At 64.7% G+C, this 25,427-nt stretch carries 24 protein-coding genes, 1 tRNA gene and 1 pseudogene; 19 read left to right on the forward strand and 7 right to left on the reverse strand.

Translation table 11 applies throughout. From position 1 onward, the window contains the following. Positions 1–17: 17 nt before the first annotated feature. A complete protein-coding gene (locus GGD63_RS21090) occupies positions 18–827 on the forward strand; it encodes an oxaloacetate decarboxylase (protein WP_183245078.1) in 810 nt (269 codons plus the stop codon). A 194-nt stretch (positions 828–1,021) separates the two neighbouring features. On the opposite strand, the gene GGD63_RS21095 is transcribed toward GGD63_RS21090, so the two are convergent. After that, positions 1,022–1,414 (reverse strand): hypothetical protein, encoded by a 393-nt coding sequence (locus GGD63_RS21095; RefSeq protein ID WP_183245079.1) that lies wholly within the window; start codon positions 1,412–1,414, stop codon positions 1,022–1,024. Positions 1,415–1,583: 169 nt separating this feature from the next. Between GGD63_RS21095 and GGD63_RS21100 the strand changes: the two genes are divergently transcribed. Continuing rightward, positions 1,584–2,228 (forward strand): trimeric intracellular cation channel family protein, encoded by a 645-nt coding sequence (locus GGD63_RS21100; RefSeq protein ID WP_183245080.1) that lies wholly within the window; start codon positions 1,584–1,586, stop codon positions 2,226–2,228. A gap of 121 nt (positions 2,229–2,349) precedes the next feature. Here the strand turns inward: GGD63_RS21100 and GGD63_RS21105 are convergent, their stop codons facing one another. Beyond that, entirely contained in the window at positions 2,350–3,588 is a 1,239-nt protein-coding gene (locus tag GGD63_RS21105; RefSeq protein ID WP_183245081.1) for a cytochrome c, read from the reverse strand. A gap of 281 nt (positions 3,589–3,869) precedes the next feature. Here GGD63_RS21105 and GGD63_RS21110 point away from each other — a divergent pair, with 281 nt between their 5' ends. The 9 genes from GGD63_RS21110 (at position 3,870) to GGD63_RS21150 (ending at position 17,660) form a co-directional block, all read left to right on the forward strand. Next, entirely contained in the window at positions 3,870–7,361 is a 3,492-nt protein-coding gene (locus GGD63_RS21110) for an indolepyruvate ferredoxin oxidoreductase family protein (protein ID WP_183245082.1), read from the forward strand. Positions 7,362–8,331: 970 nt separating this feature from the next. Further along, positions 8,332–9,489 carry a thiolase domain-containing protein gene (locus tag GGD63_RS21115; protein ID WP_183245083.1) on the forward strand — a complete coding sequence of 386 codons (1,158 nt, stop codon included), beginning with the start codon at positions 8,332–8,334 and terminating at the stop codon, positions 9,487–9,489. Then, complete coding sequence (locus GGD63_RS21120) at positions 9,489–9,878, forward strand: Zn-ribbon domain-containing OB-fold protein (protein ID WP_183245084.1); 390 nt, start codon at positions 9,489–9,491, stop codon at positions 9,876–9,878. Before GGD63_RS21115 ends, GGD63_RS21120 begins: the two co-directional genes overlap by 1 nt. A 144-nt stretch (positions 9,879–10,022) precedes the next feature. Then, a complete protein-coding gene (locus tag GGD63_RS21125) occupies positions 10,023–10,883 on the forward strand; it encodes a MaoC/PaaZ C-terminal domain-containing protein (RefSeq protein ID WP_183245085.1) in 861 nt (286 codons plus the stop codon). A gap of 196 nt (positions 10,884–11,079) precedes the next feature. Then, positions 11,080–11,958 (forward strand): SDR family oxidoreductase, encoded by an 879-nt coding sequence (locus GGD63_RS21130; protein ID WP_183245086.1) that lies wholly within the window; start codon positions 11,080–11,082, stop codon positions 11,956–11,958. Between the two features lie 123 nt (positions 11,959–12,081). Further along, positions 12,082–13,035, forward strand: a complete 954-nt coding sequence (locus tag GGD63_RS21135; protein ID WP_018647302.1) for a dihydrodipicolinate synthase family protein — start codon at positions 12,082–12,084, stop codon at positions 13,033–13,035. 4 nt (positions 13,036–13,039) lie between these two features. After that, complete coding sequence (locus GGD63_RS21140; protein WP_183245087.1) at positions 13,040–13,855, forward strand: NUDIX hydrolase; 816 nt, start codon at positions 13,040–13,042, stop codon at positions 13,853–13,855. A gap of 79 nt (positions 13,856–13,934) precedes the next feature. Further along, positions 13,935–14,849, forward strand: a complete 915-nt coding sequence (locus GGD63_RS21145) for a DMT family transporter (RefSeq protein WP_183245088.1) — start codon at positions 13,935–13,937, stop codon at positions 14,847–14,849. Positions 14,850–14,972: 123 nt separating this feature from the next. Continuing rightward, positions 14,973–17,660, forward strand: coding sequence for a PAS domain S-box protein (locus GGD63_RS21150; protein ID WP_183245089.1), 2,688 nt, complete (start codon positions 14,973–14,975; stop codon positions 17,658–17,660). Here GGD63_RS21150 and GGD63_RS21155 read toward each other — a convergent pair whose 3' ends face one another. Beyond that, positions 17,661–18,014, reverse strand: a complete 354-nt coding sequence (locus GGD63_RS21155) for a GrlR family regulatory protein (RefSeq protein WP_246785577.1) — start codon at positions 18,012–18,014, stop codon at positions 17,661–17,663. A gap of 257 nt (positions 18,015–18,271) precedes the next feature. Between GGD63_RS21155 and GGD63_RS21160 the strand changes: the two genes are divergently transcribed. Next, positions 18,272–18,769: a hypothetical protein gene (locus GGD63_RS21160; RefSeq protein WP_183245091.1), complete on the forward strand. Its 498-nt coding sequence runs from the start codon at positions 18,272–18,274 to the stop codon at positions 18,767–18,769. Positions 18,770–18,826: 57 nt separating this feature from the next. Here the strand turns inward: GGD63_RS21160 and GGD63_RS21165 are convergent, their stop codons facing one another. Beyond that, positions 18,827–19,213: a VOC family protein gene (locus GGD63_RS21165; RefSeq protein WP_183245092.1), complete on the reverse strand. Its 387-nt coding sequence runs from the start codon at positions 19,211–19,213 to the stop codon at positions 18,827–18,829. Positions 19,214–19,395: 182 nt separating this feature from the next. Here GGD63_RS21165 and GGD63_RS21170 point away from each other — a divergent pair, with 182 nt between their 5' ends. The 3 genes from GGD63_RS21170 to GGD63_RS21180 all read left to right on the forward strand — a co-directional run bounded on the left by GGD63_RS21170 (position 19,396) and on the right by GGD63_RS21180 (position 20,898). Beyond that, complete coding sequence (locus tag GGD63_RS21170; protein ID WP_183245093.1) at positions 19,396–19,962, forward strand: hypothetical protein; 567 nt, start codon at positions 19,396–19,398, stop codon at positions 19,960–19,962. Between the two features lie 172 nt (positions 19,963–20,134). Then, positions 20,135–20,668, forward strand: coding sequence for a hypothetical protein (locus tag GGD63_RS21175; RefSeq protein WP_183245094.1), 534 nt, complete (start codon positions 20,135–20,137; stop codon positions 20,666–20,668). A 153-nt stretch (positions 20,669–20,821) separates the two neighbouring features. Continuing rightward, a tRNA-Arg gene (locus GGD63_RS21180) sits at positions 20,822–20,898 on the forward strand. Positions 20,899–20,916: 18 nt separating this feature from the next. Here the strand turns inward: GGD63_RS21180 and GGD63_RS21185 are convergent. Beyond that, positions 20,917–21,864: pseudogene (locus GGD63_RS21185) on the reverse strand (helix-turn-helix domain-containing protein); the annotation flags it as partial. Between the two features lie 119 nt (positions 21,865–21,983). Between GGD63_RS21185 and GGD63_RS21190 the strand changes: the two are divergent. Then, positions 21,984–22,229, forward strand: a complete 246-nt coding sequence (locus GGD63_RS21190; protein WP_183245095.1) for a hypothetical protein — start codon at positions 21,984–21,986, stop codon at positions 22,227–22,229. Between the two features lie 78 nt (positions 22,230–22,307). Here the strand turns inward: GGD63_RS21190 and GGD63_RS21195 are convergent, their stop codons facing one another. Then, entirely contained in the window at positions 22,308–22,586 is a 279-nt protein-coding gene (locus GGD63_RS21195) for a hypothetical protein (protein WP_183245096.1), read from the reverse strand. A 323-nt stretch (positions 22,587–22,909) separates the two neighbouring features. On the opposite strand from GGD63_RS21195, the gene GGD63_RS21200 reads away from it, so the two are divergent. Beyond that, positions 22,910–23,371: a host attachment protein gene (locus GGD63_RS21200; RefSeq protein WP_183245097.1), complete on the forward strand. Its 462-nt coding sequence runs from the start codon at positions 22,910–22,912 to the stop codon at positions 23,369–23,371. Positions 23,372–23,401: 30 nt separating this feature from the next. Here the strand turns inward: GGD63_RS21200 and GGD63_RS21205 are convergent, their stop codons facing one another. Continuing rightward, on the reverse strand, positions 23,402–23,665 hold the full coding sequence (locus GGD63_RS21205) for a hypothetical protein (protein WP_183245098.1): 264 nt from the start codon (positions 23,663–23,665) through the stop codon (positions 23,402–23,404). Positions 23,666–23,955: 290 nt separating this feature from the next. On the opposite strand from GGD63_RS21205, the gene GGD63_RS21210 reads away from it, so the two are divergent. Together GGD63_RS21210 and GGD63_RS21215 are read left to right on the forward strand one after the other, a co-directional pair. Then, positions 23,956–24,402 (forward strand): hypothetical protein, encoded by a 447-nt coding sequence (locus tag GGD63_RS21210; protein ID WP_183245099.1) that lies wholly within the window; start codon positions 23,956–23,958, stop codon positions 24,400–24,402. Positions 24,403–24,498: 96 nt separating this feature from the next. Next, a complete protein-coding gene (locus GGD63_RS21215) occupies positions 24,499–25,371 on the forward strand; it encodes a DMT family transporter (protein WP_183245100.1) in 873 nt (290 codons plus the stop codon). Positions 25,372–25,427: the final 56 nt, after the last annotated feature.

The raw sequence follows: 25,427 nt of genomic DNA on the forward strand, positions 1-25,427 counted from the left end.
CAACAAGGGAGAGAAACATGCACGTGACGACCGCTGACAAGCGCGCGACGTTCAAGAAGATGCACGAGAGCGGCTGCTTCATCCTGCCCAATCCGGTCGACGTCGGCAGCGCGAAAGCCTTGCAGCATCTCGGTTTCAAGGCGATCGCGTCATCGAGCGCGGGCTTCGCCTGGACCATCGGCAAGGCCGACAACCACGTCACCGTCGAGGACGTCTGTCAGCATCTGGCAGCATTGAGCTCGGCGGTCGACATCCCCGTGAACGCCGATTTCGAGGGCGGCTTTGCCGTCGAGCCGGACAAGGTCGCCGACAATGTCGAGCGCTGTGTGCGGACCGGCGTCGCCGGCCTGTCGATCGAGGATTCCACCGGCGACAAGGACAAGCCGATCTACGACCGCGCGCTGGCGGTCGAGCGCATCAAGGCCGCGCACAAGGCGATCGGCGACAGCGGAACGCTGCTGGTCGGCCGCTGCGAAGCCTATCTCTGGGGCGTGACTGATCTCAAGCTCGTCATCGACCGGCTCACCGCCTACGCGGACGCCGGTGCCGACTGCCTCTACGCGCCGGGCCTGAAAAGCCGCGAGGACATCGCCGCGGTGGTGAAGGCTGTCGCACCGAAGCCGTTCAACCTGCTGATCGGCGGCTCCGGCCTGTCGTTGCGAGAAGCCGAAGATCTCGGCGTGCGCCGCATCAGCGTCGGCGGCTCGCTCGCCCGCGCCGCGTGGGGAGGCTTCATGCGTGCCGCGAAGGAGATGGCGGAGAAGGGAACGTTCACAGAGCTTGGCAGCGGCTATCCCGGCGGCGAGCTCAACAAGATGTTCAGCTAAGCGAAGAGCGGCGAAAACGGAAAGCGGCGGGATGTGAGTCCCGCCGCTCCCTCATCCTCTGGGTGTCATGCCCCGCGAAGGCGGGGCATCCAGCACGCCGCGGCCGATCGGTGAATCACTGCTGTCTCGGAGTACTGGATCGCCCGCCTGCGCGGGCGATGACAGCTGTGTGTTACGCGATGACGGTCGCGTTGTTACTTCGCGCCGTCAGACGGCTTCTGCGTATCCGGGGCCGGCTTGGTCGGCGCAGCACCCGTGGTCGTGCCCGGCTCGGTGTTGCTGCGCGGCGTTACGTCACGCATGCCGGGAGGGGCGGCCGGATTGGCCGGCGCCGTCTGCTGAGCGGTCTGCGAGGGCGGCGCGTTGCTGGCCTGGTTCGTCGTGCTCGTGTTGTTCAGGCCGTAGAACACGGCGCCGAGCACAAGGGCGACGGCCACGGCAAACAGTGCAATCCTGCCGCTGGAGGCAGGGCCTTCGCCAAGCTCGGGATCGGCCTGAAGGTCGGTATCCCGGCGCGCCGCGCGAAGATACTCATCGTCGGCGAGGTTCGGGCGATACGGATCGTTGGGAAAACGGTCGTCAGCCATCGATTGGTCTCCTCGGTTATGACGCCGGGACAACCCTCAGGTGCGAGATTCTGTTCCGCCTGCTCTGATGCTTTCGTCTCATGTTGCCGCCGCCTCGGGAATCGGGAACCTGTTCCGTCGGGAGCCCCCGGGCTTTAAGTTCCATCCGGGGGGAGGAGGGAACAGGGCGATGTGGAGCCTGCCACCGACCGATAGCGTGCTGCACTTCCTGTCGCTGGTTGCGCTGGCGGCGCAGGGGATGACGGCCGCACTCGCTGCCGGGCGCCGCAGCATGGATTGGCTCGGGGTCTGCTTCCTCGGCTGCATCACCGCCCTCGGCGGCGGCACGCTGCGCGATCTCTTCCTCGGGCATTATCCGCTGGCCTGGGTCGCTAATCCCATCTATCTCGCGTTCGCCGGCGGCGCCGCCTTCGTTACCATCCTGATCGCGCGTCTCGTGCACCGGCTGAAGGTCGCCTTCATCGTGCTCGATGCCATCGGTCTCGTCGTCTTCACCATGACCGGCTGCGACGTTGCCTGGCAGATGGATGCGACGCTCCCCATCGTCATCGTCTCCGGCATGGTGACGGGCTGTGCCGGCGGCGTGCTCCGCGACGTGCTCTGCAACGACGTGCCGCTGCTGTTCCGTTCCGAGCTCTACGCCAGCGTCTCGGTGGTGACGGGGCTGTTCTATGCGACCGCGTTCGGTTTGCAGCTCAATGCGGAGCTCTGGACCATCCTGACCTTCGTGCTCGGCATCAGCTTCCGCCTGCTCGCGGTGCGCTACAAATGGGAGATGCCGAAGTTCGTGTTCACGGGTGAGGAGGAGCGGTAGAGGTTACGTCGCCTCACTCCATCCACGCCGTCATTGCGAGCGCAGCGAAGCAATCCAGAGTCTCTCCGCGGTGGGATTCTGGATTGCTTCGCTGCGCTCGCAATGACGAGGAGGCGGCGGGCTATGGCATCTCCTTCCGCGCCTTCGCCACCTGCGATGGCGTCACCAGTGGCGCGGCGTTGCCCCAGGAATTGCGGATGTAGTTCGTCACCGCCGCGATCTGGCCGTTGGACAATGTCTTGGCATAGGGTGGCATCTCGCCGGTGTTCGGCGCGCGCGGTGTCGTCACGGTGTAGGCGCCGTCGAGGATGATGCGCAAGGTCGAGGACGGATTGACCGATTGCAGCAGCGCATTGCCGGGCAGCGGCGGATAGATCCGCGGCGCGCCGGAGCCGTCGGCCTCATGGCAGGCGATGCAGAGCTTGGCGTAGACGGCCTGGCCGGCCTTCATCTCGGCATCGTCTGGCGGCGTCACGATCGTCTCGCGCCGTACCGGCGGCAGGCTCTTCAGATACAGCGCGATGCTACGAACATCGGCATCGCTCATCTTCGCTGTGGATTTGACGATCACCTCGGCCATCGGACCGCCGGCATGACTTCTCGCGTTGCGTCCGCTTTGCAGATACTCGGCGATATCCGCCTCGCTCCAGGATTTCAGCCCGGTGCGCGCGGCGCCATCGAGCCTAGGCGCGTACCAGCCGTCGACCTCGTTGCCCGAGAATGCCTGCGCCTGCTTGTCGGCGCCAAAATAGTTCTTCGGCGTGTGGCAGGCGCCGCAATGGCCGAGGCCGGTGACGAGATAGCCCCCGCGATTCCACGCGGCGCTCTGGTTCTGGTCCGGCTCGAACAGGCCGGGCTTGAAATACATGGCATTCCAGATCCGCATCAGGCCGCGATAGCCGAACGGCCAGCGCAGCTCCGGCGGCTTGTTGCGGCTCACGACCGGGGCGAGCGAGCCAAGATAGGCGCGGATCGCCAGCGTGTCGTCCTTCGTCATCCGCGTGAAGTAGGGGTAGGGAAAGGCCGGATAATAGTTCGATCCGTTCGGCGCGATGCCATAGCGCAGGGCCCGGGTGAAATCCGCATCTGCCCAGGCGCCGATCCCGGTGTCGCGGTCGGGCGTCAGGTTCGGCGCATAGATCGCGCCGAAGGGCGTGTCGATGCGCTTTCCGCCCGCGAAGGGCCTCGCCGGATCGGCGGTGTGGCAGCCCGCGCAGTCGCCGGCCTCGACCAGCGTCTTGCCGTAGGCGATCAGCTCCGGCGACGGTTCGGCGGCACGGGCCGTGCTTGTGACCGTACTTGCAACCGCACTGCACAACGCCAAACCCGCAACAGCCAAGCCAGCCAGAATCGTCCGCATCGAAAGCCTCTCCTGCGACCAATCGACCGCGCCCGCGTGAAGGGAGCGTCAATTCATTTCGCGACGGCGGGGGTATGGTGACACAAATTGAAAATGCCCGATGCCTTTGCAGCCACGAAATTGCGATTTTTACCCGGCGCTCCCTTTGGTCCAGATTTGTGATGCGCCGCGTTAAATATCCGACATAGAGTGGCAGAGGTGGTCGGCGCGCCCTAGCTAAAAACGACGGGCAGGCAACGGCTTAGGCAGCCAAACGCTCAAAAGGGCGGATGAGGACAAGAATGGGCATCAACCAGGGTCCGATCAGTCTCGATCAGAAATACACGCAAGGTACCGGACACGTCTTCACGACGGGCATCCAGGCCCTGGTCCGTCTGCCGATGGCCCAGATCCGGCGCGACCGCGCCAACGGCCTCAACACCGCGGGTTTCATTTCCGGCTATCGCGGCTCGCCGCTCGGCGGCTACGACCAGCAGCTGTTCGCCGCCCGCAAGCATCTCGAGCAGTACAACATCAAGTTCCAGCCCGGCGTGAACGAGGACCTCGCCGCGACCGCGGTCTGGGGCTCGCAGCAGCTCAACCTCTCGCCCGGCGCGAAGTATGACGGCGTGGTCGGCATCTGGTACGGCAAGGGCCCCGGCGTCGACCGCTGCGGCGATGTGTTCCGCCACGGCAATGCCGCGGGCTCGGCCAAGCACGGCGGCGTGCTGTGCCTTGCCGGCGACGACCATGGCGCAAAATCCTCGACCGTTCCGCATCAGTCCGACCACGCCTTCATCTCGGCGCTGATGCCCTATCTTTATCCCTCGAGCATCCACGAGATGATCGAGATGGGCCTGCTCGGCATCGCGATGTCGCGCTATTCCGGCTGCTGGGTCGGCATGAAGGTGATCACCGAGACGGTGGAGACCACCGCCGAGATCGACCTCACCGACGAGATGAAGCCCTTCATCATCCCGACCGATTTCGAGCTGCCGCCCGGTGGCCTCAATCTGCGCTGGCCCGATGACCGCTTCGAGCAGGACCGTCGTCTGCAGGACTACAAGGGCTTTGCCGCGATCGCCTTTGCGCGCGCCAACAGGGTCAACCGCATCACCATGGATTCCCCGAACGCCCGCTTCGGCATCATGGCGTCGGGCAAGAGCTACGAGGACGTGCGGCAGGCGCTGCGCGAGCTGGGGATCACCGAGGAGGTTGCCGCCAAGATCGGCCTTCGCCTCTACAAGATCGGCATGCCCTGGCCGCTGGAGCCGGAAGGCGTGCGTCAGTTCGCGGTCGGGCTCGAAGAGATCTTCATCGTCGAGGAACGGCGCGAGATTGTCGAGAACCAGGTCAAGCAGGAGCTGTTCAACTGGCGCGACGACGTCCGCCCCCGCATCGTCGGCAAGATGGACGAGCACGACAAGCGTTTCCTCACCTTCGCCGCCGAGCTCAGCGTCGCCTCGCTTGCGACCTCGCTCACCGAGCGCCTGCTTCGACTGAATCTCAATCCTGAAATCGCGGCGATGCTCCGCGCCAAGGCCGACTGGTTCAACGGCCGACAGGCGACCCAGATGCAGGCGGTCGCACCCGTGTCCCGCACCCCGTATTTCTGCTCAGGCTGCCCCCACAACACATCGACGAAAGTCCCCGAAGGCAGCCGCGCGCTCGCCGGCATCGGCTGTCACTTCATGGCGCTGTGGATGGACCGCTCGACCGAGACCTTTACCCATATGGGCGGCGAGGGCGTGCCGTGGGTCGGCATCGCCCCCTTCACCAACGAGAACCACATCTTCGCCAATCTCGGCGACGGCACTTATTTCCACTCCGGCATCCTCGCCATCCGGCAGGCGGTCGCCTCCAAGGCCAACATCACCTACAAGATCCTCTACAACGACGCCGTCGCCATGACCGGCGGCCAGCGCCACGATGGCGATCTCTCGCCGCAGAAGATCATGGCCCAGCTTCATGCCGAGGGCATCAGCGAGATTTATCTCGTCTCGGAAAATCCCGACGCTTACCCGGCCGACACCATCGCGCCCGGCGTGAAGAAGTATCACCGCGACGAGCTCGACAACGTCATGAAGATGTGCCGCGAATACAAGGGCACCTCGGCCATCGTGTTCGTGCAGACCTGCGCCGCCGAGAAGCGCCGCCGCCGCAAGCGCGGCCTGATGGAGGATCCGGCGCGCCGCGTCATGATCAACCCGGCCGTTTGCGAAGGCTGCGGCGACTGTTCGGTGCAGTCGAACTGCATCTCGGTCGAGCCGCTGGAGACCGAGTTCGGCCGCAAGCGCGCCATCAACCAGTCGTCCTGCAACAAGGACTATTCCTGCCTTAAGGGGTTCTGTCCGTCCTTCGTCACCATCGACGGCGGTGCGCCGCGCCACCGCGCGCCGGCCGAGCTCGCTGAGATCGGAGAGCTGCCTGAGCCCGCATCACGCCCGATGCTCGACAAGCCCTATAACATCGCCGTCGGCGGCGTTGGCGGCACCGGCGTGCTCACCATCGGCGCGCTGCTCGGCATGGCCGCGCACATCGAGGGCAAGGCCTCGATGATCCTGGACATGTCGGGCCTGGCGCAAAAGGGCGGAGCGGTGCTCAGCCATGTCCGCCTGTCCGACCACCCGGCCGAGGTGACGTGCTCGCGCATCGTCACCGGCACGGCCGATCTCGTGCTCGCGGCCGACGAGGTGGTCGCGGTCGCCAAGGACACCATCTCGCTCTGCGATTCCGGCCGCACCCGCGGCATCATCAACAGCCACGTCATCCCCACCGCCGACTTCATCCTCAACCGCGACTTCAACTTCCAGACCCGCAAGCTGAATGCGGTGCTGGAGACGGCGCTGCACAAGGACTCCGCGTTCTTCGACTTCACCAGGCCGGCCGAGCAGCTGCTCGGCGACAGCATCGCCACCAACATGATGATGATGGGGTACGCCTATCAGAAGGGGCTGTTCCCGCTGTCGGCGGAGGCGATCGAGCAGGCCATCGAGGTCAACGGCGTCTCGATCAAGATGAACAAGGAAGCCTTCCGGCTCGGCCGCCTCGCGGCCGCCGATCCCAAGCGTCTTGCCGACATGCTGAAGGGGACCGACGAAGTGGTCGCGCCGAAGACGCTGGATGCCATGACGCTCGATGAGGTCATCGAGCATCGCGCCAAGCATCTGGTCGCCTACCAGAACACCCGTCTCGCCAAGCGCTATCGCAAGCTGGTCGATCAGGTCCGCGATGCCGCCAAGCAGGGCGGCTATGGCGATGCGCTGACGCGCGCAGTCGCCGTGAACTACGCCAAGCTGCTGGCCTACAAGGACGAATACGAAGTCGCGCGCCTCTTCACTGACGGCGCCTTCGAGCAGCAGCTCCGCGACCAGTTCGAGGGCGACTTCAAGTTCAGCTTCAACCTCGCGCCGCCGATCCTGGCGAGCGGTGTCGATGCGCTTGGCCGCCCCAAGAAGCGCGCCTTCGGCCCGTGGATGCTGAACGTCTTCCGCGTGCTGGCGAAATTCAAATTCCTGCGCGGCACCCCGCTCGACATCTTCGGCCGCAGCGCCGACCGCAAGCTCGAGCGCGACCTGATCGCCGGCTACGAGAAGGACGTCGCCACCGTGCTCGGCCTGTTGTCGCCGGTCACGATCGACACCGCAGTGGAATTGCTGTCGCTGCCTGACCGCATCCGCGGCTACGGCCCGGTGAAGGAGAAGGCGGTTCAGGACGCCAAGGCCCGCTACGCCCAGCTCGCCGCGGATCTGGCGAGCCCGCCGCCGGCGCCGAGGCAGATCGCAGCCGAGTAGGGCGGTTTCGTAGGGTGGGTTAGCCTTGCGAATGCGCGAAGCGCGGTTCGCGAGGCGTAACCCACCGCTTCTGCCTTCGCTGAGAGCAAAGCGGTGGGTTACGCCTTCGGCTAACCCACCCTACGACACCATCCGTTGTGCTGCCCGTCGGACAAAACACCCAAGAGACGGGTCAATCCACCGGCGGAAAAATATTCCGCTTTACCGAAATTCGGGATTGTCGTATTCGTCCGCCACCTCATCCCAGTCAGAGGGGCGTATCGCGATCGTCACGAAACGCGGGGTGAGCGGCGGTGGACGCGGGCTGCGTCGCACGAGGGATTGTCCCGCGTGCACGACGGGCGCGGTCTCGCGTACGGCAAAATCGTGTGGTCCTGACGCCCGGGGTCTGTGCGTCAAGTCTCGCGGGTCACTCGCAAGGCGACGGGGGCAATAGTGCATCGCTCCCCGGGGAGAGCGCGACATAAGCCGTAAAGCCACTGCGCAGGGAAGGCCGGATGTTTGGCTTCACCTGTATGCCGCTGTGCAGCTCTTCGTAGCGCAATTATCGCACAGTGGACCGTGGGTGCCAGCCGGCACCCGGTCTTCCCTGCGCCCTCTGTTTTCCGGAGGGAGCAAGACGGGAGCAAAACTCGGGCGAGATGCGCCGCGAGGATGCGGGGGTGTGTCTGCGAGCGAGTTTTGAGTTGAAACAGCGCCATCAGTGCCCACAAACTCCGTCATTGCGAGCGTAGCGAAGCAATCCAGAATCTTTCCACGGAGGGACTCTGGATTGCTTCGTCGCAAGGGCTTCTCGCAATGACGACGCGGCAGGCAGGTTCGCTTCCTATCCGCGGCCCGGATTTCGGATGTGCCCCACTTGCGCCGACCCGCTGCCCTCTCGCGCGACGGAATATTTCCGCGCTTGCCAATCTGGCCGGTGCGGTTCAGAAAAAAGAGCCAAGAAGAAGCGCGAGCGGAGACCTCTGTTTTGACCATCAAGGGCAAGGCCTACATTGCCGGGATCTACGAACACCCGACCCGGCATGCGCCGGACAAATCCACCGCCCAGCTCCACGCCGAGGTCGCCAAGGGCGCGATCGAGGATGCCGGGATCAGCAAGGACGATGTCGACGGCTATTTCTGCGCGGGCGACGCGCCCGGCGGCGCCTGGCCGATGGTCGACTATCTCGGCCTGAACACCAAAAAACTCCGCCACGTCGATTCCACCGAGACCGGCGGCTGTTCCTACATCATCCATCTCGGCCATGCCGCCGAGGCGATCGCCGCGGGCAAGTGCTCGATCGCGCTGGTTACGCTGGCCGGCAAGCCGCGCACCGGGGCGATGCCACCGCGCGCGGCCGGCGCTGAGGTCGATTTCGAGTCCGCTTACGGCGCAACCACGCACAATGCCTATGGCATGTGTGCCATGCGCCACATGCACGACTATGGCACCACCAGCGAGCAGCTCGCCTGGATCAAGGTCGCAGCCTCCCATCATGCGCAATACAATCCGCATGCGATGCTCAAGGACGTCGTCACCGTCGAGGACGTGCTGAATTCGCCGATGATCTCCGATCCCCTGCATCGCATGGATTGCTGCGTCGTCTCCGACGGCGGCGGCGCGCTGATCGTGACGACGCCGGAGATTGCCAAGAGCCTGAAGAAGCCTCTGGTGCGCCTGATCGGCCATGGCGAAGCCATGAAGGGCCCGCGCGGCGGCAAGGATCTTGACCTCACGTACTCCGCCGGCGTCTGGTCCGGCCCGCGCGCGTTCGAGGAAGCCGGCATCACGCCGAAGGACATCAAATACGCCTCGATCTATGACAGCTTCACCATCACGGTGTTGATGCAGCTCGAGGACCTCGGCTTCTGCAAGAAGGGCGAGGGCGGCAAGTTCGTCACCGACGGCAACCTGATCTCGGGCGTCGGCAAGCTGCCGTTCAACACCGACGGCGGCGGCCTCTGCAGCAACCATCCCGTCAACCGCGGCGGCATGACCAAGATCATCGAGGCCGTCAGGCAGCTGCGCGGCGAGGCGCATCCGAAGGTGCAGGTCAAGAACTGCGATCTCGCCATCGCCCACGGCACCGGCGGCCTTCTCGGCGTCCGCCACGCCGCCTCGACGGCCATTCTGGAGCGCGTGTGATGAGCGAAGTGAAAAAGTATCCGGCCCCGGTGACGAACCCCGAGACCGCTGCGTTCTGGGATGCGGCGAAAGAGGGCAAGTTCATGATCAAGCGCTGCACCGCCTGCGGCGAAGCGCATTACTTCCCGCGCTCGATCTGCCCGTTCTGCTACTCCGACAAGACGGTGTGGGAGCAGGCCTCGGGCGAGGGCACGATCTACACCTGGAGCCTGATGCGGAAGTCGCCGACTGGTCCTTACGCCATCGGCTACGTCACGCTGAAGGAGGGGCCGTCGGTGCAGACCAACTTCGTCGATTGCGATCTGGAGAAGCTGAAGATCGGCCAGAAGGTGAAGGTGGTGTTCAAGCCGACCGACGGCGCCCCGCTGCCGTTTTTTACGCCGGCTTAGGACGTTCCTCATCCTGAGGAGCTTGCGAAGCAAGCGTCTCGAAGGATGGCCACAACAAAGAAGGGTTTCGGGCATCCTCATGGTTCGAGACGGCGCAAGGGCGCCTCCTCACCATGAGGATGAGAACCAGAGGAAACCAGAAAAATGTCCGCCAGATACGAAGAGCTCAAAGCCCTCAAAAACCCCGGCCAGAAATACGCCTACACTGATCGTGAGGTCATGCTCTACGCCTATGGCATCGGCCTCGGCGCCGATCCGATGGACGAGAACGAACTCGCCTTCGTCAACGAGGGCACGCTGACGCCGCGGCCGCTCAAGGTGGTGCCGACCTTCGCATCCGTTGCCGCGTGGGGCTCGGGTCCGGGCGAGATGAACCTCAACCGCGTGATGGTGGTCGACGGCGAGCGCGACATCACCTTTCATCAACCGCTGCCGGTGGCCGCGCACATCACCGCCGATTCCTCCGTGCTCGAGGTCTACGACAAGGGCAAGGGCAAGGGCGTCGTGATCAGCCACCAGACCGTGCTCAAGAACGAGAAGGGCGAGAAGCTGGCAACGCTGGTAGCCTCGCGCTTTGCCCGCGGCGACGGCGGTTTCGGCGGGCCGAACCTGACCCAGCCTGATCCCCACAAGATTCCCACGCGCAGCCCGGACAAGACTATCGACATCACCACGCGTCCCGACCAGGCACTGGTCTATCGCCTGTGCGGCGACCGCAACCCGCTGCACTCGGATCCCGAGTTCGCCAAGAAGGCCGGCTTCCCGCGCCCGATCCTGCACGGCATGTGCACCTACGGCATCACCTGTCGCGGCGTGCTGCAGACCTATGCCGACTACGATGCAAGCGCCTTCCGCCAGCACGTCGCGCGGTTCTCTTCCCCGGTCTATCCCGGCGAGACCGTGACCATGGACCTCTGGAAGGACGGCAACGTGATCTCGTTCGAAGCCAAGGTGAAGTCGCGCGGCGTCACCGTGATCAAGAACGGCAAGACGGTGCTGGGTTAGCAACAGGCACCGGCGGTGCGCTCCCTCGCCCCGCTTGCGGGGAGAGGGTGGGGTGAGGGGGAGTCTCCCCGGGGACGGTGACAGTTGAGTTTGCGGAGGCTCCCCCTCACCCTGAAATCAAGTTGCGCTTGATTTCAGGCCTCTCCCCGCACGCGGGGAGAGGCGAAGAAGGAAAAACAAACAGGGAGAAGCCACCATGGGACTACTCGACGGCAAGGTTGCGCTGATCACCGGTGCGGGCGGGGGGCTCGGTGAGGCCTACGCAAAGCTGTTCGCGCGGGAAGGGGCCTCGGTCGTCGTCAACGATCTCGGCGGCCCCCGCGATGGCTCCGGCGCCGACAAATCCATGGCGCAGCTTGTGGTGGACGCGATCAAGGCCGAGGGCGGCAAGGCGGTCGCCAACGGCGCCGACATCTCCACCATGGAGGGCGGCCAGTCGGTGTTTGACGACGCCATCAGGCACTTCGGCCGCGCTGACATCCTCGTCAACAACGCCGGCATCCTGCGCGACCAGACCTTCGCCAAGGCCTCCGAGGCCGACTGGGACAAGGTTATCAAGGTCCATTTGAAGGGTACCTTTTGTTGCACCATGCCGGTGTTTCGCTGGATGCGGGAAAACGGCGGGGGCGTCATCGTCAACACCTCCTCGACATCAGGGCTGATCGGTAATTTCGGCCAGACCAATTACGGCGCGGCTAAGGGCGGCATCTGGGGCCTGTCCAACGTGCTCGCGATCGAGGGCCGGAAGTACAACATTCGGATATGGACGCTGGCCCCGGGCGCTCTGACCCGCATGACCGCAGACCTGCCCCGCTATAAGGAGAACCCGGGGGCGGCGCTGGGGCCGGACGGCATCGCGCCGGCCGTGCTATACATGGTCAGCGACTTGTCGGGCGACCAGACCGGCAAGGTGCTGGGCGTGTCCGGGCCCCGCGGCGTGCGCGAAATGCGGATGATGGAAATGGAAGGCTGGAAACCGCCGCACTCGGGCTGGAACGCCCAGGACATCGTCGATCACGCCAAGGAGATCTTCTTCTCCGAGGAGCAGATCAAGATGGGGGCGCGGAGGTTTTAGGCCATGGTCGTCCCGGGGCGCGCAGCGAACCCGGGACCTAGAGATTCTCAGGTGCGCAATTGCGCACCAGAGTTCGATGCTGACGCATCGCCCCGGAATGACGAACAAAGGGATATTGGACTGATGAAACTGACCGCCGACGCCAAGGGCACCTTCGCAATCGCGCCGACACCGTTCCACGATGACGGCCGGATCGACGAGCGCTCGATCGACCGCCTGACCGATTTCTACGAGGAGGTCGGCTGCGACGGCGTCACGGTGCTGGGCATCCTCGGCGAGGCGCCGAAGCTCGATGCTGCCGAGGCCGAGCAGGTGGCGGTGCGCTACGTCAAGCGCGCCAAGAAAATGCAGGTGATCGTCGGCGTCTCTGCGCCGGGCTTTGCCACCATGCGCTCGCTGGCGAAGGCCTCGATGGATGCGGGCGCGGCCGGCGTGATGATTGCGCCGCCGCCGTCGCTTCGCACCGACGACCAGATCGTCGGCTATTTCAAGCAGGCCGCGGAAGCGATCGGCCCTGATGTGCCCTGGGTGCTTCAGGATTATCCGCTGACCTTGCAGGTCGTGTTCACCCCCGCCGTGATCCGCAAGATCGTCATGGACAATCCGAACTGCGTGATGCTCAAGCACGAGGACTGGCCGGGCCTGGAGAAGATCTCGACGCTGCGCGGCTTCCAGAAGGACGGCTCGCTCCGCCCGCTCTCGATCCTGTGCGGCAATGGCGGCACCTTCCTGGACTTCGAGATGGAGCGCGGCGCCGACGGTGCCATGACCGGCTACGCCTTCCCGGAGCTCCTGATCGACGTCGTGAACCTCTCCAAGGCCGGCAAGCGCGATGCCGCGCATGATCTGTTCGATGCGCATCTGCCGCTGATCCGCTACGAGCAGCAGCCCGGCGTCGGCCTCACCGTGCGCAAATACGTGCTGCAGAAGCGCGGCATCATCGCCTCCAGCGCGCAGCGCAAGCCCGGCGCGACGATGACGGCGACGGCGAAGGCCGAGGTCGACTATCTGCTGTCGCGCGTTGCCCGTTTCGACAAGCGCGCCAATCTCGGCCCGCAATCCAGCGCCGCGGGTTAGTCGCATGGCCGAGACATCAGCATCACGCCCGGCGTCGACGATCCTGCTGCTGCGCGACGGCGCAAAGGCCGACGGCAAGAGCCGCGGCGAGGTCGAGGTCTTCATGATGGTTCGCCATCATCAGATCGAGTTCAACTCGGGCGCGCTGGTGTTTCCGGGCGGCAGCGTCGATGCCGGCGACAACGAGATCGTCGCCCGCGCCGACCTCTATTCAGGCGGCGAAGGCCTCAGCGAAGCGGACCGCGGTTTTCGTATCGCCGCGATCCGCGAGACGTTTGAGGAGAGCGGCATCCTGCTGGCGCGGTCCAGGGACACGGGCACGCCTGTTGATGCCAGGCGCGCCGGCGAGATCGCGGACAAGCACCGCGTCGCGCTCAACGAGCACAAGATCAGCTTCCTCAGCATCCTCGCTGAAAACGGCCTCCAGCTCGCGCTCGACACGCTCGTGCCTTACGCGCACTGGATCACGCCGGAGGGCATGCCGAAACGGTTCGATACCTGGTTTTTCCTCGCCGCCGCGCCGCCCAACCAGCTCGGTGCGCATGACGGCCGCGAGTCGACTGACTCGATCTGGGTCTCGCCCCGCGAGGCGGTCGAGGGCGGCGAGAGCGGCCGCTTCAAGCTGCCGTTCCCGACCACGCGCAATTTGATCCGGCTCGCCAAGCAGGGCAGCGTGAAAGACGCGCTCGACCATGCCAAGGGCCTGTCGATCGTCACGGTGATGCCGGTCATGACCAGGACCGAAACCGGCCGCCAGCTCCGCATCCCCCGCGAGGCCGGTTATGACGGCGAGGTGTTCGAGGTCGGCGCGGTCGGCTGATACACTTCGACACGCAGCGAAGTATTGGCGAGCGCGGACGCACTAGGTTCCGTCCATCGTGAATGGACGGGACGCAAAGATGGACAACCGGCAGGAGACCAACATCGCCGTCGAGCTGGCGCTGCTGGTCGCGCTCGCAACGCTCTGGGGCGGCTCCTACACCTTCATCAAGCTCGGCGTCGCCACCATCCCGCCGATCACGCTGATCGCGGCGCGCACCGCGATCGCCGGCCTGCTGCTGCTCATCGTCATGCGGGCGCGCGGCATCAAGATGCCGATGGATGCCGCGACCTGGCAGCGCTTCGCGTTCCAGGCGGTGCTCAACAGCGTCATCCCCTGGACGCTGATCGCCTGGGGCGAGCGTCATGTCGATGCCGCGCTCGCCACCATCCTCAACTCGGCCGGACCGATCTTCACATTCCTGCTCACGGCGGTCGTCACCCGCCACGAGGCGACGACACCGCGAAAGCTGTTCGGCGTGGTCGCCGGCATGGCCGGCATCCTGCTGATCGTCGGCGTCGATGCCTTCCATGACATCGGCAGCGGCCTCGTGGCGGAAGCCGCGATCGTTGCCGCCGCCATCTGCTACGCCTGCGCCGCGATCTTCGGCCGCAGCTTCAAGGGCCTTGATCCGATGGCCCCTGCGGCCGGCTCGCTGCTGGCGGGGGCGGCGGTCCTGATCCCGGCCTCGCTGCTCCTCGAGCGGCCCTGGACGCTGTCGCCCTCACTTGGCTCCGTGCTGGCGCTGCTCGCGCTGGCGACCTTCTCGACCGCCGCGGCGTTTGCGATCTACTTCCGCCTGATCCAGACCCTGGGCTCGGTCGGCACCACTGCGCAGGCCTACTTGCGCGTCCCCATCGGGGTCGCCATCAGCGTCGCCTTCCTCGGCGAAAGCCTGAGCCGGACCGCCTGGATTGGGCTCGCCTGCGTCGTCCTCGGCGTCGCCGCCATGACGATCCCGGCCGGGCGGCGGGCAAGCGTCAAAACGCCATAATCCGGTGCGGAGGGCGGGCCGAGACCTGCGATATTAAGGATATTCCGCGGCGGCAGGCATGTTCCCCCGGGCCCGCAATACGTCGTATATTGGGCTTCCAGTAGCCCGGTCCTCAACGCACCAATGTCCGCCGAATTGACGCCGCCCCCTGAGAAAAAGCGAATATTTTCGCTGTCCATCGGCCAGCTGACGTTCGGAAGCTTCATCCTGGTGCTGGCGGTGATCATCGTCACCTCGACCGCGAGCGTGATTGCGATCCGGCACATCGACACGACCTTCGCCGAGTTGCAGCGGCTGCAGAGCGTCGGCGACCTCGCCGAGGACATCGACCGTCGCATGAACGAGCTGCGGCTCGCCGCGCGCGACTTCGTGACCGATCCCGGCGCCGGTATCCAGTTCAAGCAGGTGGGGGAAGCGGCCTCGACACTCAGCGACATCCTGAAGAAGACCCGCATCGAGCTCGCGCCCGAGCAGCAGGACATGATCGACGGGGTCACCGAGCGGCTTGCGACCTATCGCAATGGCCTCGAGCGGATCTCGACGCTGATCGACCGCCGCGCCCAGCTGCTTGCCGGCCTGCCGCCGCTGCGCGACCAGTTCGACGCGGCGGTCTCCGGCGCCGCCGATCGCGAGCTCGCCTCCCGCCTGTCCGAGGCGCAGAGCCGGATCGCGCTCGGATTGCTCGCGCGCAATCCGTCGGCGGCCGAGCAGTCCGCACAGGGCATGCGCGCGATGGATATCACCGATCCCAAGCTCAAGGCGGCGGTGAACGATTATGCCGAGGCGATCATGGCGGTCGCCGTCCGCGAGCGTCAGATCGCCGACATCGACCGCGAGGTGCTGGGCACCGAGGGCCGGCTGATCGGGCGCGTCACCGAATTGCTGCGCGAGGTCAGCGCAAGGCGCGGCCACGTGCTGTCGCGAGATTTTGCCCGCACCCTGACGGAGGCGCGCTGGCAGAGCATCGTGCTCGGCTCCATCGGCGTGCTGATCGGCATCGTCGCGGCCGCCTTCGTGGTGCGGCGCACGGTGCGCCCGCTGGCCCAGATCGCTAGGTCGATCCGCGCGCTTGCGGCCGGCCAGAAGGACACCTCGATCCCGTCCGCCGATCTCGACAACGAGATCGGCGACATCGCACGTGCGGCCGAAGTGTTCCGGCGCGCGCTGGAGGAGGCCGACACCGCGCGCGAGGCGGCGGTGCGCGCGCTCACCGAGCAACGCCTCGCCGAAGAGAGCTATCGAAAACTGTTCGAGGGTTCGGTCGACGGTATCTACGTCACGACCCCGGCCGGCGACCTCCTCAACGCCAATCCGGCGCTGGCGCGGATGATGGGCTATGACAGCCCGCAGCATCTGATCGACAGCATCAACGACATCGCCCACACCATCTATGTCCATCCCGAGGCGCGCGACGAATACCAGCGGCTGATGGCGCGCGACGGTATGGTGCGCGAGTTCGAGTATCAGGTGCGCCAGCGCAGCGGCGATATCCTCTGGCTCTCCGACAGCGCCACCGGCGTGCGGGACGAGCAGGGCAACATCGTCCGCTACGAGGGCACGCTGCGCGACATCACCGACCAGAAGCGGGCGGAGGACGCGATCGCTGAAGGCCGCCGCCTGCTCCAGCAGGTCATCGACACCGTGCCCGCTGTCATCAACGTCAAGGACCGCGACCTGCGCTACGTGCTGATGAACCGCTACATGGCCGGCATCTTCGGCATCGAGCCGGCCGATGCGCTCGGCCGGACCACGGCCGACCTGATGTCGCGTTACGGTGCGGCCAAGACCGACGAGAACGACAAGCGCGTGCTCAAGCTGCGCAAGGGCCTGGGCTTCTACGAGGAGGAGTACAAGGACGCTGCCGGCAACATGCGGCAATGGCTGGTCAACAAGCTGCCGCTGCTCGATGCCGATGGCGAGATCGAGCGAATCGTCACGGTGGCGCTCGACATCGGCGAGCGCAAGCGCGGCGAGCAGGAAATGCGCAAGGCCAAGGAATCGGCGGAGACCGCGCTACGCAATCTGCGCGAGACGCAGGCCTCGCTGATCGAGGCGGAGAAGCTGGCCGCGCTCGGACGGCTGGTCGCCGGCGTCGCGCACGAGGTCAACAATCCCGTCGGCATCAGTCTCACGGTTGCCTCGGCGCTGGAGCGCAAGACCGCGATGTTCACGTCCGAAGTCGAGCGCGGCGAGCTTCGCCGCTCCACACTCAACGACTTCCTCAACACCAGCCGCGACGCGTCCTCGCAGCTCGTCTCCAATCTCAACCGCGCCGCCGAGTTGATCCAGTCGTTCAAGCAGGTCGCGGCCGACCGCAACTATTCGGACCAGCGCACCTTCGACCTCGGCGACCTCACCGAGCAGGTGGTGATGAGCCTGCGGCCGGGCCTGCGCAAACACAACCTGACCCTCAACGTCGACTGCCAGACCAACCTGACCATGAACAGCTATCCCGGCCCGTACGGGCAGGTGCTCACCAACCTGTTTCTCAATTCGGTGGCGCACGCCTTTCCCGACGGGCGCCCGGGGATCATCGACATCCAGGTGCGCGAGTCCGGCAAGGACAATGTCGAGATCATCTTTTCCGACAATGGCTGCGGCATGTCGCTCGACGTCCGCCGTCGCGCATTTGATCCGTTCTTTACGACGCGGCGCGACCAAGGCGGCACCGGTCTCGGGCTGCATATCGTCTACAGCATCGTCACCAACCGGCTCGGCGGTCGGCTCGATCTCGATTCCGAGCCGGGCGGCGGTACGCGCATCCAGATGATTTTGCCGCGCACGGCGCCGCTGGAACAGGCCGCGGAGTAGCTAGTCCACGTCGGTAAGCTTGTGCAGCGTCGCGCCGAAAATCAGGCTGGCCTTGCCGACCAGCGCCGTCCCCGTCATCTCCGCGCGGGTATCTGTGTAGGTCCCGCTGACGCCAATGCCGACTGGGGCAGGGCCGCCAAACAGCGGATTGTCGTCGCCCCGAGGTGACGTGTGCCGTTGCACCAGCACCTCGCCTTTGAAGGTGCGGTCGTCCTTCACCACATAGCTGCCGGTGTAATAGAGATAGGCATCACCGCCAAGAATCTTGCCGTCGCGAAAAAGAATCACGCCGCTGCCCTTGCCGACTCGACCATCGAGCAGCGTGACGTGGATCGAATAGAGGCCGTTCTTCATCACGCCCCGTAGGCCGGCCGCCATCGCCCAATGGCGTAACCGGTACGGCTTTTATGCCAAAGCACATCCCCTCGCGCAACGCGGCAGTTTGCCGGCCGGCAAGCCGCCTGTGCCATGGACCGTATTCGTCCCGGCTTGTCTGTGACGCCGATATGACGGTCTCATCATGCGGCGAGGCCAGACGTTGCGAATCAAGTTGGCCCGCGAAATGCATAACCATTGTTGCACTGGCCGCGGGGTGCTGGAGCAAGACGAACGTGAGCAACTGGATCGATTCCGGCGGCGATGAGCCGCGTCTGTACAGTGCGCGTCCCACGAATTGCAAAAACGAACGACAGTGGATTGGTAGCGCGACACGCTGGCGAAGCGTGACGAGGCTGGCATGCGCCGTAGCCTTGATTGGGCTCGCGGCGCCCTTTGGGCACGCCCGTGACCGGGGTCAGTTCGCCAACACCAATGCCGATTTGAAGGCCTGGTTCGACAGCCTGCGGAGCGGCAAGGGGCCGTGCTGCTCCGATGCCGACGGTTCGGCGCTCTCTGATACCGACTGGGAGAGTAAGGACGGTCATTACCGTGTCCGCATCCCACGCCTTGGCTACGTGCTTGACGGCCAGCAGCAGGAACTCGTCTGGGTCGATGTGCCCGAGGAGGCCGTGATCGCCGAGCCGAACCGGGTGGGGCGCACCATGGTGTGGCCGATCTACGGCTACATGGGCGTCACCATCCGCTGCTTCATGCCCGGCAGCATGACGTGAGCGCGCCAGGCGGCACTCCGCCTGATCTTGCTGTTGCTTGACGCGGCTTGCGCGGCGTCAGGTGTATTTCTTGTCGCGCTCGAGCAGCTCGATGGAGATGCCTTCGGGACCGCGGATGAAGCAGATGCGCACACCGGGCCGGATCGTCGTCGGCTCGCGCGTGAAGGTGACACCCTTGGCCTTGATCTCGGCGGCAATGGCGTCGATGTCCTTCACCGTCAGACCGAAATGGTCGAGGCCCTGATGCGGGTGCGGGGGCGGCGGATTGACGGCATTGTCGCCTTCGAGCGGCGCGATGAAGATTTTTGCGCCGCCGAGGTTCACGTCGATCCGTCCCGGCACGCGCACGATCTCGCCGCCGAGGATATCCCGCAGCCACGCCGCTGTGGCCTCCGGATCGGGGCTGCGCAGATGGACGTGATCCCAAGTGACGGCGATTGGCATTTCATAGTCTCCCAACAGGGTCTTTCGATGTTGCGGCGCATGTTAGCGGCCCAGGCCGGTGATCGCCACCGTCGCTGCCGACTCGCCTGAAGCGCGGGAACCTTAGTTCCTCTCCCGAATTAAGGTAAGAAGTGCTCTGCTGCGTCGTGCAAACGCAGTGGGGTACCGTTGGTGATGCATCCATGAACGCCAGGCTTCACCGGATCGGGTTGGGACGCTTTGCAGGAACCGGCGAGCGACTGGCGCGGGCCGTGACGGTTGCGAGCGTCTCGTTTGGCCGAGGCTTGCTGTGGCTGTTGGCGGCCGTCATCGTCGGTTGCGGCATCTGGATGCTGCTGCCGTTCTCCAAGGGCAACAGCACCGAGCCGGTCAAATCAGGCGTGGCAGCCGTCGAGCCGGCTGCTCCGGGCGATACGGCGGTCTCGCCGACGGCCGAAGTCCCGGCTTCCGCTGCGGCAGAGCTCGATCGTCTCAGGATTTCCTCGCAGACCTGGCGTCGCGGCGGCCTCGGCTCGAAGGCGCTGGTGACGTTCACGCTGCGAAACGACAATGACTATGCCGTAAGGGATGTCGAGATCATCTGCGCTTTCGTGCGCCGTGACGGCACGCCTCTCACCGCTCGCAGCCGGGTGCTGCCCGACACGGTCAGCATGAAGAGCCGCAAGACCTTCGCGCGCATTCCGCTCGGCTACGTCAACGTCAATGCCGACCAGGCAAGGTGTTCGCTGGTTGCGGCACGGCGGGCATGAAGGGCGGCATCTTCCGGTAGCGGAAAAGTTACCGTTTCCGGCCTCGTTCTGGCCTTGGCCAAAAAACTTGGCGTCGCCATTTGAACCGAAGGGCAGGGCCAGGAACCAATCAAAGTATCGCCTGTTGAGGCGGAGAGCCCACGCGGGGATTGCGGGGGGCGGAGTGCGGCCAATGCCCATCTTTCGGTATTTCATGTTTGTCGGCGGAGCGTTGCTCACCCTGCTGTTTGCGGTGCACTTCGTCGTGCCGGCCTCGCCCGTGACGCCAGCCGTCGCGACCGCAAGCAACGACCAGCCGTCGATCCGGATTCGGTCCGATCGCCATCTGCCCGAGCGTGTCGTGCTAGACACCAGCCAGCCGACGATTGCCCCGCCAGCGGTCAAGACTGCTGCCGTCGTTGCGCCTCAGCCGCCGGTGCAGGACGCCACGTCGGCGGCTCTCGCCGAGATGTCGGCCAAGGCGCGGGTGCGCGAGACGTTCGCCCAGTTCACACCGGGCTCGAAGGCCGATACCGCCGCAGCCAAGAAGACGGCTCAGGCGGAGGCACCGGCTGCTTCTCCGGCCCGGGCCCAGCCCAAGCGCAAGGTCGTCAGGGCGCATCCGGCGCCGCAGTATGGTGCGCCACAATATGGTGGGCCGCAGTATGGCCGGCCGATGATGGTGGCACAGCAGCCGCATTTCGGCCTCTTCAACACGACCTGGTGACAAGCCGGCTGTGACCCGCCTCAATGGAGGCGGGAAGGGCTTTTTATTGGCCAGCCTCTCTGCTAATTCGAACCCGTCCGAACGCCGCCCGGTGCGCAGGCTCGCCAGCCACGGTCCGGCGCTTCGTGGTTACGGCCCAGTCCCCGGGCCGGGGCGCTCGTAGCTCAGCTGGATAGAGCATCGGATTTCGATTCCGAGGGTCGGAGGTTCGAATCCTTCCGAGCGCGCCAACCCCCGCCGGTGTTACCGCCATTCTGCCGGCCGCGCGCCAGCGTGTCCGAAGGGGTCTCGTGGAAGGTAGCACGATAAGCCGCGGCGAACTCGCCCATGTGGTGGAAGCCCTGGGCACGCGCGCAGATGGAGACGGTGGCACCGCCGCCCTTCAGGAGCCGGGCACGGGTCGCCCACAGTCGCTTCAGCCGAATGTACTGGTGCAGGCTCATGCCACGCACCTTGCTGACTGCCCCGCTGAGCGTCCGGATCGAGACACCGAACTCACCGGCGAGATCGGCCGTATAGATCGGAGCGGTCGGATAGGCTGCGACGTAATCATCGATCCGCTGCACCAGTTTGGTCGACCGCCCGCCCTGGACCGAGGTACTCCGGTCCGGGCCCGCACCGATCCGAAACAGATCGTCGAGCGCGAGCAGCAACCCTTCCTGGAGATGGGCGGCGGCCTCGGTGGTCTCGAACAGGAGCGGCTGCACCGACGCGGTTCGCAGGATGTCGAGCACGAGCTGGCGCGTATGGAGCAGGGCAGGCCGGTTGGCGACATAAGCCCGCAAATCGTCGGCATGATCGAACCAGCCCCGGTCTTTCAGACCGGGCGAGAAGATGATCATCGCGTGATGATTGGTCTGGGGTTCGACGAAATGGCATTCATCGTTGCCGCGGAGCGCAACGAAGAAGCGGGCGTCGAGATCCATTCCCTTGGAGTTGACCTGAAGGTCGTCGGTCATCGACAGGATCATCATCCCGCCCGGCATGCGATAGGCGGTGTCGAGGATGCGCGCGAAGGACCGCATCACGATGATGCGGCACGCCGGCAGGGAGACGACGGCCCGGGCGGCCGCGAAGTTCGCAACGTCGAGCGGAATGCTTCTCGCATCCTCCATCGACTCGATCGGCCTGAAGGCATCGACATCGGCAAAGCCGATCAGTTGAAGCGCGGAGGACGGGACGAGGGCATCGAACATGCGTCTGGCCGGTTGTTGCAATGTGACAATGAAATGAACGTCAGTACATTGCCATCAATGGCGAAACATCCCGCTTCAGTAAACCGGATTCCGGGCCGTAGTATTGCGGACATCATGCCATGAAGTCCGCGGAATCATTGCCACCATCAACGTTCTCGGCTCATCGGCTGGCCGGTGACGAGGTCGATGAAATGGAGGCGTGTGCAAGCGGGACAGGCGAAGGACTCGAAGCTTTGTCCCTCCGGTCTCTGCTGCTGCTTTTCCAGATGCGTCTGCACGTTCATGCCCGTCTGAGGGCATCGAAAGACAATCAAATCGGCCATTATCCTAGAATGACGGCGCGACGAATTTTCTCTTTGATCTAGATCAGTTTTAGAATTGCTCCAGCCGGACCAAACGGGTGATCTCGCAAAAGCGAAGGGGCCCCAAGGGCCCCCTTCTGATCACCAGCGGCGGTAGCCGTAGTATCCATAGCGTGGTCCGTAGACACGGGGCCCATACCCATAATATCGGGGCCCGTAATACGGCCGCGGGCCGTAATACCCATAATAGTTCGGACGCCACCAGCAGCGCCCCCAGGCGTCGCAGACCATGCGGACCTGCTCGACGTCGGAGATCTGCGGGACAGCAGGTGCAGGCGCAATGGGCATGGCGGACGCCGCCGGCGATGCCGCAAGGGCACCGAACATAGACGCGACGACGAGGCCAATCTTGAGATTCATGATGTCTTCCTCCGCTTACGCAATACAGGATATCGAAGTTGTTCTGATCAAATTGTGGCGGAACCGAAATGTAATGCTGATGAACGAATCTTCAGCCACTCCGCCGCGGGCCTGACCTGACGCTGCCAGACTAGCTCAGCTTTGCTGCCGTGGCCATGCGGCGCTTGCGTCGCGGACATCGCACCGTCCTTGATCCTGCGCAATTCGCCGTCGCGCCTTCCTCCCTAGTCTTGTCGTCGTGGGCAGCCCTTCGCGAAATTCGAAGGGCGGCCGGACGGTCGTCTGCATCGGTCCGGGGCCCGCGGTTTGATTGGAGCTGTGCAATGGACAAGATGAGAATTGACAAGGGTGACTGGCTGGTCGTCTGCGACGGGCGCAAGGCGCTCATTCTGGAAAACCTCGGCGACGAGATGTTTCCGAACCTCCACACCAGGGAGGTGCACGAGCAGCCCAATCCCTCGACCAGCGCGCAAGGAAGCGATGCGCCGGGCCGGCTGCACGGTGCGGTAGGCGGTGCACGCAGTTCGGTCGAGCAGACCGATTGGCACGATGAGGCCGAGCGCGCCTTCCTGCGCAGCCTCGCTGGCCGGCTCGACGCCGCCGTCAGTTCGGGCGAGACTTCGGCCCTGACCATGGTGGCCTCGCCGCGTGCGCTCGGCATGATCCGCGCCGACTATTCCGACGTCGTGCGCAAGGCGCTTCAGGGCGAGGTCAGCAAGGACCTCGTCAAGCTGCCGATCTATGAGATCGAGAAGCAGTTGCTGCGGTCGGGCGCCGCGAAATAAGGACGCCCGCAGCGGACGCGTTGGCGCCCCTTAGTAGCAGGGGTGCCGGCGGCGGTCCTGGCCGATATAGGCGGCCGCGCTCTGGTAGCAGTGGTTGGTCGCCGGGCCATCGTAATAGGCGAAAGTGCCGGGGGTGATGCCCGGACCGTAATTGTGCAGATAGCTGATCGGGTAGGACAGCGGGTTGGCGTAGGAGCGGTGATACCGGTGATGTCCATTTGCTTCCGCAAGGCCAGGGGCCAGGATTGCGGCTGACAGGGCAGCAACTGCGGCTACAAGCTTCAACTTGTTCATCTCGATTCTCCGGAACCCGCGCAAATAGCTCAGCCGTTATAGCCATTTCGGGCCGCGAGGGCACCCGTCCGGCGGCCGGAATCAGGGGCTAATCCCACCGATTCCCGGGTGGGTGTGACAGAATTGCCGGAAGTGCGGTCGAAGTCTGCCCATTTTTGGCCTTTTCGGGATGCTTAACGAATTCCCCACACAAGTATGACCAAGAAGAATTCGGTTAGAGATTCCTGCCGGTCGCCTGGGGTGCTCTTTGAGGCCGGCCCGTCCCCGCAAGGTTTCACCGTTACCTCGTCATGCGCATCTCGCTTCTGAGCCTGCTGTTGCTCTGCTTCGCCGCCACGACGCCGGCGCGGGCCGATCTGCACATCACTCGCGACCATGGCGGCTATGTCGAGGAGTACAAGGCCAAGTACAAGCGCGTCCGCGAAAAGGGCGAGCGCGTCATCATCGACGGCATCTGCAACTCGGCCTGCACACTGGTGCTCGGCATGGTGCCGATGAACAAGATCTGTGTGACGCCGCGCGCCAGCCTCGGCTTCCACCAGGCCTATTACGACAAGGCCTTTACCTTCGGCATCAAGGTCACCAGCACGGAAGGGACGTCCGACCTGATGTCCTACTACCCCGACACGGTGAAGGACTGGATCCGCCGCAATGGCGGGCTCACCACCGACATGAAGAAGATCAAGAACGGTGTCGAGCTCTGGAAGATCATCGATCCCTGTCCGGAAGAATGGTGAGCGGCTGAGCTGAGTCGACGTCCGTCGCAGCGCAGCATCGCCGTGCCTGAAATTCGCATTGCCGCATAGGCCCCCATGGGGCAAATGAGGGCGGCAATGAACCATAATCAAGAACCCCTGACCGCCCGCGCCGCACCGATCCTGTTCGTCCTGCTCTGGAGCACCGGATTCATCGGTACCAAATACGTCGTCAACAACGCCGATCCCTTGACCTATCTCGCCATCCGCATGGCGATCGTGGTCGGCCTGATGGCGATCATCGTCGCGATTGCCCGACCGAAATGGCCCGACCGGATTGGCATTGTGCACAGTGCGGTCGCCGGCATCCTCGTCCACGGCTTTTATCTCGGCGGCACCGCGATCGCGATTGCCCATTCGATCCCGGCCGGGCTCTCCGCGCTGATTCCGGGCCTTCAACCGATCCTGACCTCGACCATCGCCAACCGCTGGCTCGGCGAGAAGGTGACGCCGGTGCAATGGGGCGGCCTCGTGCTCGGTCTCGGTGGCGTGGTGATGATCCTGCACAATCGCTCCATGACCGGCGAAGCCGGGCTCGGCTGGCTCGCCTCGGTGGTCTCGCTGATCTCCATCACGCTCGGCACGCTCTATCAGCGCCGCTATTGCAATCACATCGACTGGCGCGCCGGCAATCTCGTGCAATACGTGGCCGTCACCATCTTCTTCGCGATCGGCGCCTTCCTGTTTGAGGACCGCGTGGTGCACTGGACGCGGGAGTTCGTGCTTGCGCTGGCCTGGCTCGCGGTAGCGCTCTCGATCGGATCGATCGGGCTGCTGTATTGGCTGATCCGCCACGCCGCGGCGACGTCGGTGGCGAGCCTGTTCTACCTTGTGCCCGCCGTGACCGCGCTGATGGCCTATCTGCTGTTCGGCGAAAAACTCGATGCGCTGGCGATCGCCGGCATGGCGACGTGTGCGGCCGCGGTGTTCGTGGTCAACCGGCGGTTCTAGGCGGGTGGAGCGGTGCGGCGGAATACATCCCTGACGTGCGGGCCGCGTCCGTGCTA

Source organism: Bradyrhizobium sp. cir1 (assembly GCF_014198245.1).
GTDB lineage: Bacteria > Pseudomonadota > Alphaproteobacteria > Rhizobiales > Xanthobacteraceae > Bradyrhizobium.